This window comes from Actinomadura nitritigenes, assembly GCF_017573545.1.
Lineage (GTDB): Bacteria > Actinomycetota > Actinomycetes > Streptosporangiales > Streptosporangiaceae > Spirillospora > Spirillospora nitritigenes.
Genome location: NZ_JAGEOK010000026.1, coordinates 41,745 through 59,353 on the forward strand (window position 1 = coordinate 41,745; position 17,609 = coordinate 59,353).

Sequence of the window (17,609 nt, forward strand, 5' to 3'; positions counted from 1 at the left end):
TAAAAGACCATGAGTTCGAGTTTCCGGGCCCCCAAGGGGGTCAGTGAGTACGTTCCGCCGCGCGCGGACCTCTTCTACGCCATCCGCGAGGCGTTCGCCGAGCAGGCGCGGCTGGCCGGTTACGGCTACCTGGAGCTGGCCGTCTTCGAGGACACCAACCTGTTCCGGCGGGGCGTCGGGGAGTCCACCGACGTGGTGTCCAAGGAGATGTACACCTTCGAGGACCGGGGCGGCCGGTCGCTGACGCTGCGGCCGGAGTTCACCGCGACGGTGCTGCGGGCCGTCCTGGAGAACAACCTGCACAGGGGCGCGCTGCCGGTCAAGGTGTGGACGAGCGGGCCCGCGTTCCGCGCCGAGCGCCCGCAGCAGGGCCGGTACCGGCAGTTCTACCAGCTCGACCTGGAGGCGATCGGCAGCGAGGACCCGCAGATCGACGCGGAGACCATCGCGATCGCCGCGAACTGGTACCGCTCGCTCGGCCTCACGCAGGTGCGGCTGCTGCTGAACTCGCTCGGCTGCAAGGAGTGCCGCCCCGCCTACCGGGCCCTGCTGCAGGACTTCCTGCGCGGGCTCGACCTGGACGAGGACACCCGCGCCCGCGTCGAGATCAACCCGCTGCGCGTCCTGGACGACAAGCGCCCGCAGGTGACGGCGCAGCTCGCGGGCGCCCCGCTGATGGCCGACCACCTGTGTCCCGCCTGCAAGGCCTACCACGACCGGGTCCGGGAGCTGTTGGCCGATCTCGGCATCGCCTGGGAGGACACCCCCACCCTCGTCCGCGGCCTGGACTACTACACCCGCACCACGTACGAGTTCGACCACCCGCTGCTCGGCGCGCAGTCCGGCATCGGCGGCGGCGGACGCTACGACGGCCTGTCGGAGGACATCGGCGGCCCGCCGCTGCCCGGCATCGGGTTCGGCCTCGGCCTGGACCGCACGATCCTCGCGCTGGAGGCCGAGTCGGCGGAGGGGGAGGGCGTCGCGTTCGCGGCCAAGCCGCGCTGCGAGGTGTTCGGGGTCGCGCTCGGCGACACCGCCGAGCGCCGGCTGTTCGCCCTGGTCGCCGAGCTGCGCCGGGCGGGGATCGCCGCCGACATGTCGTTCGGCGGCAAGAAGCTGAAGGGCGCCATGAAGGACGCCGACCGGTCGGGCGCCCGGTACGCCGTGATCCTCGGTGAGCGAGATATCACCGGCGGCGTCGCCCAGGTCAAGGATCTGGCCGAGGGCGAGCAGAACGCCGTCCCGCTCACCGACCTCACCACGACGTTGAAGGAAAGGCTTCAGAAATGATCCGCACCCACGAGGCGGGCACGCTCCGCAAGGAGCACGCCGGGCAGCAGGTCACGCTGGCCGGCTGGGTCGGCCGCCGCCGCGACCACGGCGGCGTCACGTTCATCGACCTGCGCGACGCCTCCGGCACCGCGCAGGTCGTCTTCCGCGAGGACGAGGCCGCGCACGACCTGCGCTCGGAGTTCTGCGTGAAGGTCGTCGGCGAGGTCCGGGTCCGGCCCCCCGGCAACGAGAACCCCGAGCTGCCGACCGGCGACATCGAGGTCGCCGCCACCGACATCGAGGTGCTGTCGGAGTCGGCGCCGCTGCCGTTCCCGATCGAGGGCGACGTCAACGTCAACGAGGAGATCCGGCTCAAGTACCGGTACCTCGACCTGCGCCGCGACGCCGTCGCGCAGGCGATGCGGATCCGCTCCGAGGCGTCCTTCCTCACCCACGAGGTCATGCGCGAGCACGGCTTCGTCAACGTCGAGACGCCGACGCTGACCCGCTCCACCCCCGAGGGCGCCCGCGACTTCCTCGTGCCCGTCCGGCTCAAGCCCGGCCACTGGTACGCGCTGCCGCAGTCGCCTCAGCTGTTCAAGCAGCTGCTCATGGTCGGCGGCATGGAGCGCTACTACCAGATCGCCCGCTGCTACCGGGACGAGGACTTCCGCGCCGACCGGCAGCCGGAGTTCACCCAGATCGACATCGAGATGTCGTTCGTCGAGCAGGACGACGTCCTGAGGGTCGGCGAGGACCTCATCGCGCGGCTGTGGAAGGACATCGCCGGGTACGAGGTCCCCCGGCCGATCCCCCACATCACCTACGCCGACGCGATGGCCCGCTACGGCTCCGACAAGCCCGACCTGCGGTTCGGCAACGAGCTGACCGACATGACGGAGTACTTCGCCGACACGTCGTTCCGCGTGTTCCAGGCCCCGTACGTCGGCGCGGTCGTGATGCCGGGCGGCGGGTCCCAGACCCGCAAGGAGCTGGACGGCTGGCAGGACTGGGCGAAGGCCCGCGGCGCCCGCGGCCTCGCGTACGTCCTCGTCCAGGAGGACGGCACGCTCGGCGGGCCCGTCGCGAAGAACCTGTCCGACACCGAGAAGGAGGGGCTCGCCGCCAAGACCGGCGCCGCCCCCGGGGACGCGATCTTCTTCGGCGCGGGCAAGCGGCACGCCACGCAGGAACTGCTCGGCGCGGCCCGCCTGGAGATCGGCCGCCGCCGCGGCCTGATCGACGAGTCGGCGTGGAACTTCGTCTGGGTCGTCGACGCGCCGATCTTCGAGCCGGTCGAGAACGACAGGGGCGAGCAGATCGGCTGGACGTCGGTGCACCACCCGTTCACCGCGCCGAAGCCGGAGTTCGCCGACACCTTCCACGAGGACCCGGGCTCCGCGCTCGCCGACGCCTACGACCTCGTCCTGAACGGCAACGAGATCGGCGGCGGCTCCATCCGTATCCACCGCGCCGAGATGCAGCAGCGCGTGTTCGACGTGCTCGGGCTGTCGAAGGAGGAGGCCGAGTCGCAGTTCGGCTTCCTGCTGGAGGCGTTCAAGTTCGGCCCGCCCCCGCACGGCGGCATCGCGTTCGGCTGGGACCGCACCGTCATGCTGCTGGCCGGCCAGGCCACCATCCGCGACGTGATCGGCTTCCCGAAGGCCGCGTCCGGCCTCGACCCGCTGACCGCCGCGCCGACGACGATCACGCCGGCGCAGCGCAAGGAGGCCGGCATCGACGTCATCCCGGAGGACGCTCCCGCCGAAGGCTGACCGCGCGAACGCCGGAGGGCGGCCGCCGCGATCCCGCGGTGGCCGCCCTCCGGCGTTCTCTAGCGGGTGGCGCCGCTCGTGACGCGGTAGACGTCGTAGACGCCGTCGATGGAGCGGACGGCCTTGAGGACGTGGCCGAGGTGCTTCGGGTCGCCCATCTCGAAGGTGAACCGGGAGACGGCGACGCGGTCGCGGGTGGTGGTGACCGACGCCGACAGGATGTTGACGTGCTGGTCGGACAGGACGCGCGTCACGTCCGACAGCAGGCGGGGACGGTCGAGGGCCTCGACCTGGATCGCGACGAGGAAGACCGAGTCCTCGCCCGGGGACCACTTGACGTCGATCAGCCGGTCGGGCTGGGACTTCAGGCTGGCGACGTTGGCGCAGTCGGCCCGGTGGACGGAGACGCCGTGGCCGCGGGTGACGAAGCCGACGATGTCGTCGCCGGGGACGGGGGTGCAGCAGCGCGACAGCCGGACCCACACGTCGGGGTCGTCGGCGACGACGACGCCGGGGTCGCCCGCGGGACGTCCCCGCTTGCGGCGGGTCGGCAGCGCGATCTCGGCGAGGTCCTCCTCGGCGCTCTCGACGCCGCCGAGGGCGTCGACGAGGCGCTGGACGACGGTCTGCGCGGACACGTGGCCCTCGCCGACCGCCGCGTACAGCGACGACACGTCGGTGTAGCGCATGTCGCGGGCGAGGGCGAGCAGGGCCTCCCCCGACATCATCCGCTGCAGCGGCATGTTCTGCTTGCGCATCGCGCGGGCGATGGAGTCCTTGCCGGACTCGATCGCGGTGTCGCGGCGCTCCTTGGAGAACCAGTGCTTGATCTTGTTGCGGGCGCGGGCGCTCTTGACGAAGCCGAGCCAGTCGCGGCTCGGGCCCGCGTCCGGCGACTTGGAGGTGAAGACCTCGACGGTGTCGCCGTTGTCGAGGGTCGATTCGAGGGGGACGAGGCGGCCGTTGACGCGGGCGCCGATACATCGGTGCCCGACCTCGGTGTGGATCGCGTACGCGAAGTCGACGGGGGTCGCGCCCTGCGGCAGCGCGATGACGTCGCCCTTCGGGGTGAACACGAACACCTCGGAGACCGACAGGTCGAAGCGGAGCGACTCCAGGAACTCGGCCGGGTCGGCGGTCTCCTTCTGCCAGTCGAGGAGCTGGCGGAGCCACTGCATGTCGCCGGCCTTGCGGCCGCCGACGGTCTCCTCCTTGTACTTCCAGTGCGCGGCGACGCCGTACTCCGCGCGCCGGTGCATGCCCCAGGTGCGGATCTGCAGCTCCACGGGCTTGCCCTCGGGGCCGATCACCGTGGTGTGCAGCGACTGGTACATGTTGAACTTCGGCATCGCGATGTAGTCCTTGAACCGGCCGGGGACCGGGTTCCATCGCGCGTGGATCGAGCCGAGGGCGGCGTAGCAGTCGCGGACGCTGTCGACGAGGACCCGGATGCCGACCAGGTCGTAGATGTCGTCGAAGCTGACGTCGCGGGCGATCATCTTCTGGTAGATCGAGTAGTAGTGCTTCGGCCGGCCGGTCACGGTGGCCTTGATCCGGGCCTCGCGCAGGTCGGTGGAGACGTTCTCGATCACTTCCTGCAGGTAGACGTCGCGGCGCGGGGCGCGCTCGGACACCAGCCGGGCGATCTCGTCGAACCGCTTGGGGTACATCGTGGCGAACGCGAGGTCCTCCAGCTCCCACTTCAGCGTGTTCATCCCGAGGCGGTGCGCGAGGGGCGCGAACACCTCGAGGGTCTCGCGGGCCTTCTTCTCCTGCTTGTGCCGCGGCATGTAGCGCAGCGTCCGCATGTTGTGCAGCCGGTCGCCGAGCTTGATCACCAGGACGCGGATGTCGCGGGACATCGCGACGACCATCTTGCGGACGGTCTCGGCCTCGGCGGCCTCGCCGTACTTGACCTTGTCGAGCTTGGTGACGCCGTCGACGAGCGCGGCGATCTCGTCGCCGAAGTCGGTGCGCAGCTCGTCGAGGGTGTACTCGGTGTCCTCGACGGTGTCGTGCAGCAGCGCGGCGCACAGCGTCTCGGTGTTCATGCCGAGCTCGGCGAGGATGGTCGCGACGGCGAGCGGGTGGGTGATGTAGGGGTCGCCGCTCTTGCGCTTCTGGTCGCGGTGGTAGTGCGCGGCGACGTCGTAGGCGCGCTCGATCATCCGCAGGTCCGCTTTGGGGTGGGTGTTGCGGACGGTCTTGATGAGCGGTTCGAGTACCGGGTTCATAGCGGGACCCCGCTGGGCGCCCAGCCTGGCGAGCCTGCGGCGGACCCGGGCGGCGGACGGTGGGATCGCGGCCGGCGTCGGCCTGGACTGGACATCGGAGGGCGTGGCTCCCGGAGCGGCGGGCGCCGGCGGCGTCGCCGGCCCTTGGACGGGACGGGCCGCCGCGGCCGCCGCGTCGGCGGCTCCGTCGGCGGGGGACGCCGTGGCCCGCGGCTTGCCCGCGGCCGTTCGCGGCGAGGACGGTTTCGCGGCGGACGGTCTCGTCGCCGCCTGTTTCGGTGCGGACGGTTTCGCCGCGGACGGTCCGGGCGGCGACGCGGCGCCGGGCTCGGCGGCGGGCGCCGGTCCGGCGGCGGAGGTCTGGGCGGCGGAGGTCTGGGCGGCGGAGGTCTGGGCGGCGGAGGTCTGGGCGGGCGGCGAGCCGGCGTCAGAGGGCTCCTGGGCTGCGGAAGACTCCTGGGCTGCGGAGGGCTCCTGGGCGGTGGAGGGCTCCTGGCCGTCGGCGGGCGGGCGGGCGGCGGGCTCGTCGGGGGCGCGCCGCAGGCCGGCGGCGGGCGCACCGGTCCGCTCGGCGGGCTCCGCGGCGTCCCGCTCCCGGCGGGCCTCGTCCGCGGCGTCCGCGGCGGCGTCGGTCACCGCTCCGGTCGATACCACCTCACCGCGCACCCAGCCTCCTCAGCCCTCGCGGGCGCCGTCTCCGCGCCGGCGGCACGCGCCCGTCTCCGGCGGATCCTGGTGGCCAGTGTATCCGCCGGGCATTTCGTCCTAGACCGTAACCAATGAGTGGACGTCCAGATTCCCCAGCTTGTCGCGTCCGTGCAGGAACGTCAGCTCCAGCAGCACCGACAGGCCGACGACCTCGCCGCCGCCGCGGCGGACCAGCTCGGCGGCGGCCCGGGCCGTCCCGCCGGTGGCCAGCACGTCGTCGACGATCAGCACCCGGTCGCCGGGCTCGAAGGCGTCGACGTGGATCTCGATCGTCTCCGTCCCGTACTCGAGATCATAGGTCTCCTCGTGCGTCCGCGACGGCAGCTTCCCCTTTTTGCGCACCGGGACGAAGCCGGCGCCGAAGTGGTAGGCGACCGGCGCGGCGAGGATGAACCCGCGCGCCTCGATCCCGACGATCTTGTCGACGGTGCCGCGGCCGTGGTGGTTGACGATCGTGTCGACGACCCCGGCGAACGCGACGTGGTCGGCCAGCAGCGGGGTGATGTCCTTGAACAGCACGCCCGGCTTCGGGTAGTCGTCCACGTCGCGGATCCGCTCCTGGATCAGCTTGCCGAGGTCCACCGTTTCACTCCCTGTGACGAATCCCACGTGATGCCGCTCATGACCGCGCCGTGCCCGCGCCCGTCACCACGATGGGTGACCGGCGCGGGCACGGCGCGTCCTGCTCTACTTGCCGCCGCGGCGCTGCTGGCGGCTGCCGCGGCGCGGCTGCTGCCGCTGCCCCGTCTGCACGACCTTCCGGACCGTCACACCGGACGGCAGGTCCTCGGAGGCCGGTTCGTCGTCGTCCGGGTCGCCGCCGTCCGGACCGTCGTCCGGCGGCGCGTCGCCGGACGCCCCGGTCGCGGCCTTGACCTTCGCGCTCCTGGCCTGCCGCTTGGCGCTCTGCTCGCGGCGGGCGATGTTGGCGCGGATCTGCTTGTACTTCGGCTCGCGCTCCTTGAGCTGCACCAGCAGAGGCGTCGCCACGCACAGCGAGGAGTACGTACCGATGATCATGCCGACGAACAGCGCGAGCGACAGGTCCTTCAGCGTGCCCGCGCCGAACAGCGTGGTGCCGATGAACAGGATCGCGCCGACCGGCAGGATCGCGACCAGCGAGGTGTTCAGCGACCGGACCAGGGTGCTGCTCAGCGCCTGGTTCGCCGCCTCGCTGTAGGTCGTCCTGGAGGTCGGGCTCAGCGGCTTGGTGACCTCCTTGATCATGTCGAAGACGACCACCGCGTCGTACAGCGAGTACCCGAGGATCGTCAGGAACCCCAGCAGCGTCGCGGGCGTGACCTCGAACCCGGACCAGGCGTACACGCCCGCCGTGATGATCAGGTCGTGCACGAGGGCGACCACGGCGGCGACCGCCATCCGCCACTCGAACGCCACCGACAGGTAGCCGATGATCAGGATCATGAAGACGACGAGCGCCTGCCACGCCTTCTTCTGGATCTCCCCGCCCCACGAGGCGCCGACCACCTGGGTGCTGACCTTGCTGGCGGGGACGTTCAGCTCCTTGGTGATGGTCGCCTTGACCTGGGTGACCTGGTCCGAGGACAGGGTCTGGGTGGTGATCCGCCAGTCCTCGCCGGCCTTCTGCACGATCGGGTCGTGCGCGCCGCCGTCGGTCGCGGCGCCGCGCACCTGCTCGATCGAGGATCTCGGCGCCTGGAAGGTGAAGACCGAGCCGCCCTTGAACTCCACGCCGAAGTTGAGGCCCTGGATCAGCAGCCCGGCGATCGACAGGATCAGCAGCGCCCCGGACAGCGAGTACCAGATCTTCGGCTTGCCGACGATGTCGGCGCTGATCTCACCGCGGTAGATCCGGGAGATGACCGCGCGCAGCCCCATGGCTCAGGCCTCCTGGCTCGTCTTGCGGGCGGTGGTGACGCCGCCGGCGTCCTGCGGGTCGCGGCGCAGCCGCTTGGGGTCCAGCCCGGACATCGGATGCCCGCGGCCGAAGAAGTTCGTCCGCGACAGCAGGGCCACCATCGGCTTGGTGAAGAAGAACACCACCACGATGTCGATCAGCGTGGTCAGGCCCATCGCGAACGCGAACCCGGCGACGCCGCCGACCGCGAGGAAGTACAGCACCACGGCGGCCAGGAACGTCACGGCGTCGGCGACGAGGATGGTGCGCCGCGCTCGCTTCCAGGCGTTCTCCACCGAGGAGCGCAGCCTGCGGCCCGCTCTCAGCTCGTCCCGCAGCCGCTCGAAGTAGACGATGAACGAGTCGGCGGTGATGCCGATCGACACGATCAGGCCGATGATGTGCGGCAGCGAGAGCCGGAAGCCCATCCCCTCGCCGAGGATCACCACCGCCTCATAGGTGATCACGGACGCGACGATCAGGCTGGACACCGCGACGAGGCCGAGGCCCCGGTAGTACAGCAGGCAGTAGAGGACGACCAGGCCGAGGCCGATCGCGCCGGCGATCAGGCCGCCGGTCAGCTGGTCGGAGCCCAGCGTGGACGACACCTCGTCGATGGAGCTCTGCTTGAACTCCAGCGGCAGGGCCCCGTACTTCAGCACGTTGGCGAGGTCGGTCGCGTACTGCTGGGTGAAGCTGTCGGCGGGGCCGTCGATGCTGGCGCTGCCGCCGGTGATCGCGCCCTGGTTGATCTGCGGCGCGGACACGACCTGGCCGTCCAGGACGATCGCGACCTGCGCCTGCGGCGAGGACGAGTCGCTCTGGTAGGCCTTGGACGCGTCGGTGGTGACGTCGCCGAACTGGCGGGCGCCCTTGCCGTCGAACTTCAGCGCCACCGACCAGCTCGCCTGGCCCTGCTGGGAGTTCGGCGGCATCGCGGTCGCGCTCTTGACGTTCTCGCCGAGCACCCGGACCGGGCCGAGGATGTACTTGCCGGCCTGGCCGTTCTCGACCTTCTGCGCGCACGCCGCGACGAACTTGCGGTTCGGGTCGTTCGCGCCCGGGGCGTGGCGGTCGCCGTTGTAGCAGTCCAGCGACTCGAACTGCTGGATGACCGCCTTGTCGGTGACGCCCGGGTAGGTCTGGGCGCCGGTGGACGGCGCCGGCGACACCAGCGGCGACGACGGCGACGCCGATGCCGACGGGGACGCCGTGGGAGACGGCGAGCCCGAGCCGGACGGGTTCGGCGTCGGCGCCGCCAGCGCGTCCGACACCGCGCGCTTGCGCGGCGTGGCGGACGCGGACGGCGACGCCGACCCCGACGGCTTCGCGGTCGGCTTGCCGGACGGGTTCGCCGTGCCGGACGGGCTCGCGGACGGGGAGGGCGCGGCCCCGCCCGCCGTGGGCTTGCCGTCCGCGTAGGCGAACACCTGCCGGAACTGGAGCTTCGCGGTCGTGCCGATCAGCCCCACGACGCGGCCCTGCCCCTCGCCGGGCACGTTCACCACGATGTTGTTGCTGCCCTGCTTGGCGACCTCGGCGTCGGACACGCCCAGACCGTTGACCCGCTGCGTCATGATCTTGACGGCCTGGTCCATCAGGTCCGCCGGCGGGTTCTTGCCCTTCTCCGTCTTGGCGGTGAGCGTGACGGTCGTCCCGCCCGCCAGGTCCAGGCCGAGTTTCGGCTTGGTCTGCCCCTGCAGGAGCGCGACGCCGGCCAGGATCGCGATGACCGCGAAGAGCGCGAAGAGCGTGCGCCCGGGCTTGGGAACGTTGCTAGGCGAGGCCACTGGTCGTTTTCTTCCCGTCCTTGAGTCGTTGCCGGAGGCGTGTCAGGCCGAGGGCTTCTCCCCGGCCTGAGCCTTCGCCTTGGGCTTGGACTCCTCGGCCTCGTCCTCGTCGTCGAGGTCAGCCTCCTCGACGCGGGCGGCGTCCTTGGACAGGTCGACCTCGGACGGCTCGTCCTTGGACAGGTCGACGCGCTCGGCGTCCTCGTCCGCCTCGAGCTCGTCGTCGTCGGCCTCGTCGTCCAGCTCCTCCGGCTCGTCGTCCTTGAGGACCTGCATGACGGCCTGCTTGACGAAGTGGACCTCGACGCCCGGCGCGATCTCCAGCAGGAGACCGTCGTCGTCGACGGAGACCACGGTGGCGCGGATGCCGCTGGTCGTCAGCACCCGGGCTCCCGGTTCCGTGGCGCTCTGCATCTGCATCTGCTCCTTGCGCCGCTTGCTCTGCGGCCGGATGAGCAGGAAGTAGAAGACCACGGGGACGGCGAGGAGCAGCAGCAGGTTGAAGCCCCCGCTGCCGCCGGACGAAGCCGCCAAAATCATGTCGCTGCCCATTACTGGGGCATCCTTCCGATGTGGTTTGCCCAGCCTGTGACCGGATCGGCCACCCCATGGGGAACGAGGGCTGGAGACGGTGGAACCAAGTCCCGGAGTCTAGAGAGTACGCGAGACCCCGGCAACGACGTGACGATCCGCGACGCCGGGAAGTTCCCATCCCGTTACAACATGATCACTATTCGGGCCGATCGGCGTCGTCGTCCACCTCGAACAGCGTACCGGCCATCGGCGACGAGGGCGGCTGCGCGACGCCGAGATGCGCCCACGCGGCGGGCGTCGCGATGCGCCCGCGGGGCGTCCTGGCCAGCAGGCCCTGCCGGACGAGGAACGGCTCGGCGACGACCTCGACCGTCTCGGGCTCCTCCCCCACCGACACCGCGAGCGTCGACAGCCCCACCGGCCCCCCACCGAACTTGCGCAACAGGGACCCCAGGACGGCGCGGTCGAGCCTGTCCAGACCACGCTCGTCCACCTCGTAGAGTCGGAGGGCGGCCTCGGCCAGCTCCCGCGTGATCACGCCGTCCGCGCGGACCTCGGCGTAGTCGCGGACGCGGCGCAGCAGCCGGTTGGCGATCCGGGGCGTCCCGCGCGACCTCCCGGCGACCTCGGCGGCACCGTCGTCGGTGATCTCCACGTCCAGCAGCCGCGCCGACCGCCGGACGATCACCTCCAGCTCGGCGGGCTCGTAGAAGTCCATGTGCGCGACGAACCCGAACCGGTCGCGCAGGGGCCCCGGCAGCATCCCCGCCCGGGTCGTCGCGCCGACCAGCGTGAACGGTGCGATGTCCAGCGGGATCGCGGTCGCGCCCGGCCCCTTGCCCACGACGACGTCGACCCGGAAGTCCTCCATCGCCATGTAGAGCATCTCCTCGGCGGGCCGCGCCAGCCGGTGGATCTCGTCCAGGAACAGCACCTCGCCCTCGGCGAGGGTGGACAGCACCGCCGCCAGGTCCCCGGCGCGCTCGATCGCGGGCCCCGAGGAGATCCGCAGCGGCTGCCCCAGCTCCGCCGCGATGATCATGGCGAGGGTCGTCTTGCCGAGCCCCGGGCCGCCGGACAGCAGCACGTGGTCGGGCGTGCGGCCGCGCCGCAGCGCCCCGTGCAGCACCAGCGACAGCTGCTCGCGGACCCGCTCCTGCCCGACGAAGTCGTCGAGCCTCTTCGGCCGCAGCGCCGCCTCGATGACCTGCTCCTCGGCGCCGTCCGCGTCCGCCGAGACCAGCCGGTCCGCCTCGCCGCTCATTGCCTCGCCTCCGCTCGGCGGCGAACGGCCCTTCCACGCCGCCGCTTCCCTCGTCGCTCCGGTCGCAAGCTCCCTGCGCTCCTCAGTCCAGCGACGACGCGGCCGTTCGCGCGCATCACTTGGCGAGCTTCTTGAGGGCGGACTTCAGCAGCGCCGCGACCGGGGGCGCCTCGGCGCCGTCGAGGTCGGCGGCGACGGCGTCGACGGCCGCGTCGGCGTCCTTGGCGGACCAGCCGAGGTTGATCAGGCCCATCTGGACCTGCGTGCGCCACGCCTCGGACGCGGCGGGCGCCCGCACCTCCGCGGCGCCGTCGCCGACCGGGCCGCCGAGGCGGTCCTTCAGCTCCAGGACGATCCGCTGGGCGCCCTTCTTTCCGATCCCGGGCACCTTGGTCAGCGCGGTCAGGTCCTCCGCGGCGACGGCGCGCCGCAGCGCGTTCGGGGTGTGCACGGCGAGCATCGCCAGCGCGAGGCGGGGGCCGACGCCGCTGGCGGTCTGCAGCAGCTCGAAGACCGTCCGCTCGTCGTCGTCGGCGAACCCGAACAGGGTCAGCGAGTCCTCCCGGACGACCAGCGAGGTCGGCACCTTCGCCTGGTCGCCGACCCGCAGCCCGGCGAGGGTGGCGGGCGTGCACTGCACGGCCAGGCCGACGCCGTGCACGTCGATCACCGCGCCGTCCGGCCCGGCGGCGGCCACCTGGCCGCTGACGAAGGCGATCACTGGGCACTTCCTCCTCTGCTCGGGTCCTTCGGGCGGGAGCCCCGGGGGGCCGGGGGGCCGCCCGAAGGGGCGGTGCCGTTCCGGGCGGCCAGCCGCTCGCGCTCGGCCCGCGCCAGCTCCTCGATCCGCGAGACGCGCTCGTGCGCGAGCCGCCGCTGCGCGCTCCCGCGCCACACGTGGCAGATCGCGAGGGCGAGCGCGTCGGCCGCGTCCGCGGGCTTCGGCGCCGTGTCGAGGTGCAGCAGGCGGGTCACCATCGCGGTCACCTGCGCCTTGTCGGCGCGGCCGTTGCCGGTGACGGCGGCCTTGGCCTCGCTCGGGGTGTGCAGCGCGACCGGCAGGCCGCGGCGGGCGGCGGCCAGCATCGCGATCCCGGCGGCCTGCGCGGTGCCCATCACGGTGCGGACGTTGTGCTGGGAGAACACCCGCTCGACGGCGACGGCGTCGGGGCGCAGCTCGTCCATCAGCGCCTCGATCCCCCGCTCGACGCCGAGGAGGCGCAGCGCGTGGTCCTCGTCGGCGCCGGTCCGCACCACCGTCACGTGCACCAGGTGCAGCCGCTTGCCGGGCGCGCCCTCGACGACCCCGACCCCGCACCGGGTGAGCCCGGGGTCCACCCCCATCACCCGCACGGCCGCTCCTTCGATCATCTGTTCGGCCGAACACGCTACCAAGTCGGGATGACATCGTTCACCTGCGGCGGGCGTGTCCCGTCAGAAGTAGTCGAGGGAGAACGGCGTGGCCGCGAACGCGGCGGAGAGCGCTCCCGCGTCCCCGCCGCCGAGCAGGCCGGCGCGGCGCAGGGTCGTCACCGGCACGCCGGCGTAGAGGGCGGACAGGCCCCGCACGTCCAGGCGGACGGCGGCGGCGTCCTCGCTGGAGCGCTCCAGACGCCCCGCGCCGTCCTTGATCTCCAGGCGCCAGTGGCCGGAGTTCCCCGGCCGCTGCGGGTCGTCGATCTCCAGCGGGACCGCGGCGGCGACGCCCTCCGGGTACCCGCGCGCCTCGATCGCGGCGGGCGCGTCCACCACCCGCAGCATCCACTGGCTGCGCCGGACGGTCTCCTTCTCGCGCTCGCCCGGCAGCCAGAGGACCGGGTCCATGGGCGAGACGCAGGCCTTCACCGTGGGGGCCGTCGAGGAGCCGGAGCCGACGATGGCCCAGAGCGCGCGCAGCGTCCGCTCTGAGGCGGCCACGGCCCGGACCACCTCCAGCGCCGCGTTCCCCTCGGCCCAGCGGTAGGCGAGGAACCCGTCCTCGGCCAGGTAGCAGTACTCGTCGGGGGTGTCGAGGAACGCCGGCCACATGGACTCGTCCCAGCCGATCGGCCCGCAGTCCCCGGCGGACGCGTGGACGCGGCCGATCACCGCCGCGACCTCGGCCGCGTCGCCGGGCCCGGCGCGGCGCACCGGCACCCGGTCGGCGGCGATGCCGCGCAGCGCCTCCGCCGGGAGCTCGATCGTGTGCTGGGCGCCGGCGTGCTCCCAGCCGAGCGACCGGTAGATCCGCGTCGTCGCCGGGTAGAGCATCGCCAGGGCGTGCCCGAAACCCGCGCAGCGTTCGAGGATCTCGGTCATCAGGCGGCGTCCGAGGCCGCGCCCGCGCTCCTCCGGCGCGACCGTGATCCCGCCGATGCCGCCCGTGGAGACGGCCCGGCCGTGCCACCACTGGGTCATGTCATGGATGCGGCCCGTCGCCACGATCCGGTCGCCGTCGAAGCCCGCGAACTGCCGCCCCGCCGCCAGCACCGGCGCGGTGCGGCGCAGCGTGGCCTCCCATTCGGCGTCCGACAGCCGCCCGAAGGCGCGGGCGCGGATGTCGCGGGTGGCGGCCATCTCCTCGGCGGCGGTGAGCACGCGGATCTCCATGATCCCCGACCGTAGACCATCGCGCGGACCGCCCGGGAAGCCGAACGCCGCCGCGCCCTTCCGGGCGGCGGCGGCGTTCGCGGCATGCGGCGCGGCTCAGGCGTCGATCTTCTCCATCACTTCGTCCGTGACGTCGAAGTTGGCGTAGACGTCCTGGACGTCGTCGGAGTCCTCCAGGGCGTCCAGCAGCCGGAAGACCTTCCTGGCGTTGTCCTCGTCCAGCGGGACGGTCACGCTCGGCAGGAACTTGCTCTCGGCCGACTCGTAGTCGATGCCGGCGTCCTGCAGGGCCTTGCGGACCGCGACGAGGTCGCCGGCCTCGCTCACGACCTCGAAGTTCTCGTCGTCGAGCTCGCCGACCTCCTCGGCACCCGCGTCCAGGACGGCCATCATCAGGTCGTCCTCGCTGGTGCCCGCCTTCGGGACGATCACGACGCCCTTGCGGTTGAACATGTAGGACACCGAGCCGGGGTCGGCGAGGGAGCCGCCGTTGCGGGTGAGGGCCACCCGGACCTCGGAGGCGGCGCGGTTGCGGTTGTCGGTCAGGCACTCGATCAGCACGGCGACACCGCCGGGGGCGTAGCCCTCGTAGGTGATGTTCTGCCAGTCGGCGCCCCCGGCCTCCTCACCGGCGCCGCGCTTGCGCGCGCGCTCGATGTTGTCGTTGGGGACGGAGTTCTTCTTCGCCTTGTAGATGGCGTCATAGAGGGTGGGGTTGGCGTCGGGATCGCCGCCGCCCGTGCGGGCCGCCACCTCGATGTTCTTGATCAGCTTGGCGAAGAGCTTGCCCCGCTTGGCGTCGAGGGCCGCCTTCTTGTGCTTGGTCGTCGCCCATTTGGAATGGCCGGACATTCAGTCAATCCTCCTTGCGCATCGCCCGGCGCACCAGATCGGCGAAGTAGTGGTGCACGCGGAAGTCGCCCGTCAGCTCCGGGTGGAAGGAGGTCGCCATGAGACGACCCTGGCGGACGGCGACGATCCTACCGGCGTTCGGCCCGCTCTCGGCGCGTCCGAGGACCTCGACGGCGTCGCCGACGGACTCCACCCAGGGCGCGCGGATGAAAACGGCGTGGTACGGCGTGTCCCCCATACCGGTCAGCGGGACGTCGGACTCGAAGGAGTCGACCTGCCGTCCGAAGGCGTTGCGCCGCACGGTCATGTCGATGCCGCCGACCGTCTCCTGGCCCGCCACGCCGTCCCTGATCCGGTCCGCCAGCATGATCATGCCGGCGCAGGAGCCGTAGGCGGGCAGGCCCGCCTCGACGCGCTTGCGCAGCGGCTCCAGCAGCTCGAACGCGCGCGCCAGCCGCCACATGGTGGTGGACTCCCCGCCGGGCAGGACGAGCCCGTCGATCCGGTCGAGCTCCTCGGCGCGCCGCACGTTCAGGGTGCGGGCGCCGGCCTGCTCGAGGGCGCGGGCGTGCTCGCGCACGTCGCCCTGGAGGGCGAGGACGCCGATCGTCGGTACGGCAGCAGTCACGTGGGTGAACCTCTCAGGGGTCGCGCGGACGAAGTTATGGGCGAAACCGTAGACATTCCTTACAACGCGGCGGGACGCGGGGGATCTTCCCCAGGGGTCGGCGTGTACCCGCACCCGCCACAAGCGCCTGAGCCGTCGCGCGAGCGCGTGACCTGACCGGGGAGGCGAAGCCGGAGGCGAGCCTCCCCGGGAAGATCGCGAAGCGATGCCGCGCTCGCCCAAGGCCGGTCAGGGTCCTCGCCTGGCGGCTCGGACCCTGACCGGCCTTGCGACGACTACGCGTGCTTGAAGCGGCGGAGCGGGAGCTCCAGCGGCAGGAAGCCGTCCTTGCCGCGGTCGGCGATGCCGCGGCCGAACATGTGGGCCGCGGCGAGGGCCAGCCCGAACTCCTCGTGGTCGAACGGGAGCGGGACGTCCGGGGCGCCCGCGTCGATGGCCCGCCAGAACGGGCGCTCCGCGGGGAGCCGCTCGCCCTGGTCGACGACCACGCCGTCCTCGGCGGTGACGAACACGTCGCGGCGCAGCTCGCCGGCGGTGTACCAGCGGAACCAGCAGCCGCGGATGACCGTGTGCAGGACCAGCACGCCGCAGGACGCGCCGGGCAGCGCCGCGGCGGCGGTGTCGGCGATCCGGCGGGCGTCGTCGTCCAGGCAGAACAGCCGCCGGTCGCACAGCAGCAGCGCCCGCTCGAACGCGCCGACGAACAGCTCGTCCTCGTACGGCCAGAGCGCGAAGTCCAGGACCGTGTCGCCGGTCTCGGTGAGGGTGTCCGCCGGGTAGAGGCCGCGCGCGATCCGCGCGGCCTCGTCGGGGTCGGGTACGAGGCCCGGCCGGAACACCTCGGTGGGTTCACCCGCGCTCGCGCACGCCAGCGCGACGGACCAAGCCATGCTCTCCCCTCCCGCGGCCGGGCACCGCGCAGGGGCGCCCGGTCTCCGGGGGGCCCGCCCCGGAGACCCGGTCCCTCACCGGCCGCGCCGCAAGCGTAATCCCTCCGGCGCCGCGGCGGGGAGGGGGCCACCCGGCTGACCGCCCGGTCATCAGACCGGGCGGCCGGACCCGAGGCCGGCGCCCGCCGGGGCGTTTCACCAGCCGCGGTGGGCGAACTTCTGGTCCTCGCCGAGGGAGGCGACGCTGATGCCGACCATCGCGTCGCCGAGGCCCCGGGACACCTTCGCGATCACGCCGGGGTCGTCGTGGAAGGTGGTGGCCTTGACGATCGCCTCGGCGCGCTGCGCCGGGTTGCCGGACTTGAAGATCCCGGAGCCGACGAACACGCCCTCGGCGCCGAGCTGCATCATCATCGCGGCGTCGGCGGGCGTGGCGATGCCGCCGGCGGTGAACAGCACCACGGGCAGCTTTCCGGCCTGCGCGACCTCCTTGACCAGCTCGTACGGGGCCTGGAGCTCCTTGGCGGCGACGTACAGCTCGTCCTCGGGCAGCGACTGGAGCCGGCGGATCTCCTGCCGGATCTGCCGCATGTGCGTGGTGGCGTTGGAGACGTCGCCGGTGCCGGCCTCACCCTTGGAGCGGATCATCGCCGCGCCCTCGGTGATGCGGCGCAGCGCCTCGCCGAGGTTGGTGGCGCCGCAGACGAACGGGACGGTGAACGCCCACTTGTCGATGTGGTTCTCGTAGTCGGCCGGGGTGAGCACCTCGGACTCGTCGACGTAGTCGACGCCGAGGGCCTGCAGCACCTGGGCCTCGACGAAGTGGCCGATGCGGGCCTTGGCCATCACCGGGATGGACACGGCGGAGATGATGCCGTCGATCATGTCGGGGTCGCTCATCCGGGAGATGCCGCCCTCGGCGCGGATGTCGGCGGGCACCCGCTCCAGCGCCATCACCGCGACGGCGCCGGCGTCCTCGGCGATCTTCGCCTGCTCGGGGGTGACGACGTCCATGATCACGCCGCCCTTGAGCATCTCCGCCATGCCGCGCTTGACGCGGGCGGTGCCGGTCTCGGGCGCGTTCTCCGGGGCGGAATTCAAAGTGGACACGGGCATTCCTCACGTGCGCGGACGACAGGTCGCTCTCCATGATATTGCCTGCTAGCGGGGCTTTTCGACGCCCCTCGGGGCCAG

The 17,609-nt window shown here is 72.1% G+C and carries 15 protein-coding genes; 2 read left to right on the forward strand and 13 right to left on the reverse strand.

Annotated elements, in window-relative coordinates; all coding sequences use genetic code 11:
• Positions 1–9: 9 nt before the first annotated feature.
• Together hisS and aspS are read left to right on the forward strand one after the other, a co-directional pair.
• On the forward strand, positions 10–1,290 hold the full coding sequence (gene hisS / locus J4557_RS33790) for a histidine--tRNA ligase (RefSeq protein WP_208270837.1): 1,281 nt from the start codon (positions 10–12) through the stop codon (positions 1,288–1,290).
• Positions 1,287–3,047 (forward strand): aspartate--tRNA ligase, encoded by a 1,761-nt coding sequence (aspS, locus tag J4557_RS33795; RefSeq protein WP_208270838.1) that lies wholly within the window; start codon positions 1,287–1,289, stop codon positions 3,045–3,047. The genes hisS and aspS overlap by 4 nt, the downstream gene beginning before the upstream one ends.
• Before the next feature lie 59 nt (positions 3,048–3,106).
• On the opposite strand, the gene J4557_RS33800 is transcribed toward aspS, so the two are convergent.
• From J4557_RS33800 to pdxS, 13 genes are all read right to left on the reverse strand, one after another.
• Positions 3,107–5,281, reverse strand: coding sequence for a RelA/SpoT family protein (locus J4557_RS33800; RefSeq protein WP_208270940.1), 2,175 nt, complete (start codon positions 5,279–5,281; stop codon positions 3,107–3,109).
• 765 nt (positions 5,282–6,046) lie between these two features.
• On the reverse strand, positions 6,047–6,571 hold the full coding sequence (locus J4557_RS33805; RefSeq protein ID WP_208270839.1) for an adenine phosphoribosyltransferase: 525 nt from the start codon (positions 6,569–6,571) through the stop codon (positions 6,047–6,049).
• Positions 6,572–6,676: 105 nt separating this feature from the next.
• Positions 6,677–7,849: a protein translocase subunit SecF gene (secF, locus tag J4557_RS33810; protein ID WP_208270840.1), complete on the reverse strand. Its 1,173-nt coding sequence runs from the start codon at positions 7,847–7,849 to the stop codon at positions 6,677–6,679.
• Between the two features lie 3 nt (positions 7,850–7,852).
• A complete protein-coding gene (secD, locus tag J4557_RS33815; RefSeq protein ID WP_208270841.1) occupies positions 7,853–9,658 on the reverse strand; it encodes a protein translocase subunit SecD in 1,806 nt (601 codons plus the stop codon).
• Positions 9,659–9,700: 42 nt separating this feature from the next.
• Complete coding sequence (yajC, locus tag J4557_RS33820) at positions 9,701–10,210, reverse strand: preprotein translocase subunit YajC (protein WP_208270842.1); 510 nt, start codon at positions 10,208–10,210, stop codon at positions 9,701–9,703.
• A gap of 178 nt (positions 10,211–10,388) precedes the next feature.
• Positions 10,389–11,456 carry a Holliday junction branch migration DNA helicase RuvB gene (gene ruvB / locus J4557_RS33825; protein WP_208270843.1) on the reverse strand — a complete coding sequence of 356 codons (1,068 nt, stop codon included), beginning with the start codon at positions 11,454–11,456 and terminating at the stop codon, positions 10,389–10,391.
• Positions 11,457–11,571: 115 nt separating this feature from the next.
• On the reverse strand, positions 11,572–12,177 hold the full coding sequence (ruvA, locus tag J4557_RS33830; protein WP_208270844.1) for a Holliday junction branch migration protein RuvA: 606 nt from the start codon (positions 12,175–12,177) through the stop codon (positions 11,572–11,574).
• On the reverse strand, positions 12,174–12,809 hold the full coding sequence (ruvC, locus tag J4557_RS33835; RefSeq protein WP_208270845.1) for a crossover junction endodeoxyribonuclease RuvC: 636 nt from the start codon (positions 12,807–12,809) through the stop codon (positions 12,174–12,176). Before ruvC ends, ruvA begins: the two co-directional genes overlap by 4 nt.
• Before the next feature lie 81 nt (positions 12,810–12,890).
• A complete protein-coding gene (locus J4557_RS33840) occupies positions 12,891–14,045 on the reverse strand; it encodes a GNAT family N-acetyltransferase (protein ID WP_208270846.1) in 1,155 nt (384 codons plus the stop codon).
• Between the two features lie 96 nt (positions 14,046–14,141).
• Positions 14,142–14,897, reverse strand: coding sequence for a YebC/PmpR family DNA-binding transcriptional regulator (locus J4557_RS33845; RefSeq protein ID WP_208270847.1), 756 nt, complete (start codon positions 14,895–14,897; stop codon positions 14,142–14,144).
• 4 nt (positions 14,898–14,901) lie between these two features.
• Positions 14,902–15,525: a pyridoxal 5'-phosphate synthase glutaminase subunit PdxT gene (gene pdxT, locus J4557_RS33850; RefSeq protein WP_208270848.1), complete on the reverse strand. Its 624-nt coding sequence runs from the start codon at positions 15,523–15,525 to the stop codon at positions 14,902–14,904.
• Positions 15,526–15,800: 275 nt separating this feature from the next.
• Positions 15,801–16,415 (reverse strand): DUF6928 family protein, encoded by a 615-nt coding sequence (locus tag J4557_RS33855; protein WP_208270849.1) that lies wholly within the window; start codon positions 16,413–16,415, stop codon positions 15,801–15,803.
• Between the two features lie 195 nt (positions 16,416–16,610).
• Positions 16,611–17,531, reverse strand: coding sequence for a pyridoxal 5'-phosphate synthase lyase subunit PdxS (gene pdxS, locus J4557_RS33860; protein WP_208270850.1), 921 nt, complete (start codon positions 17,529–17,531; stop codon positions 16,611–16,613).
• Positions 17,532–17,609 lie beyond the last annotated feature (78 nt).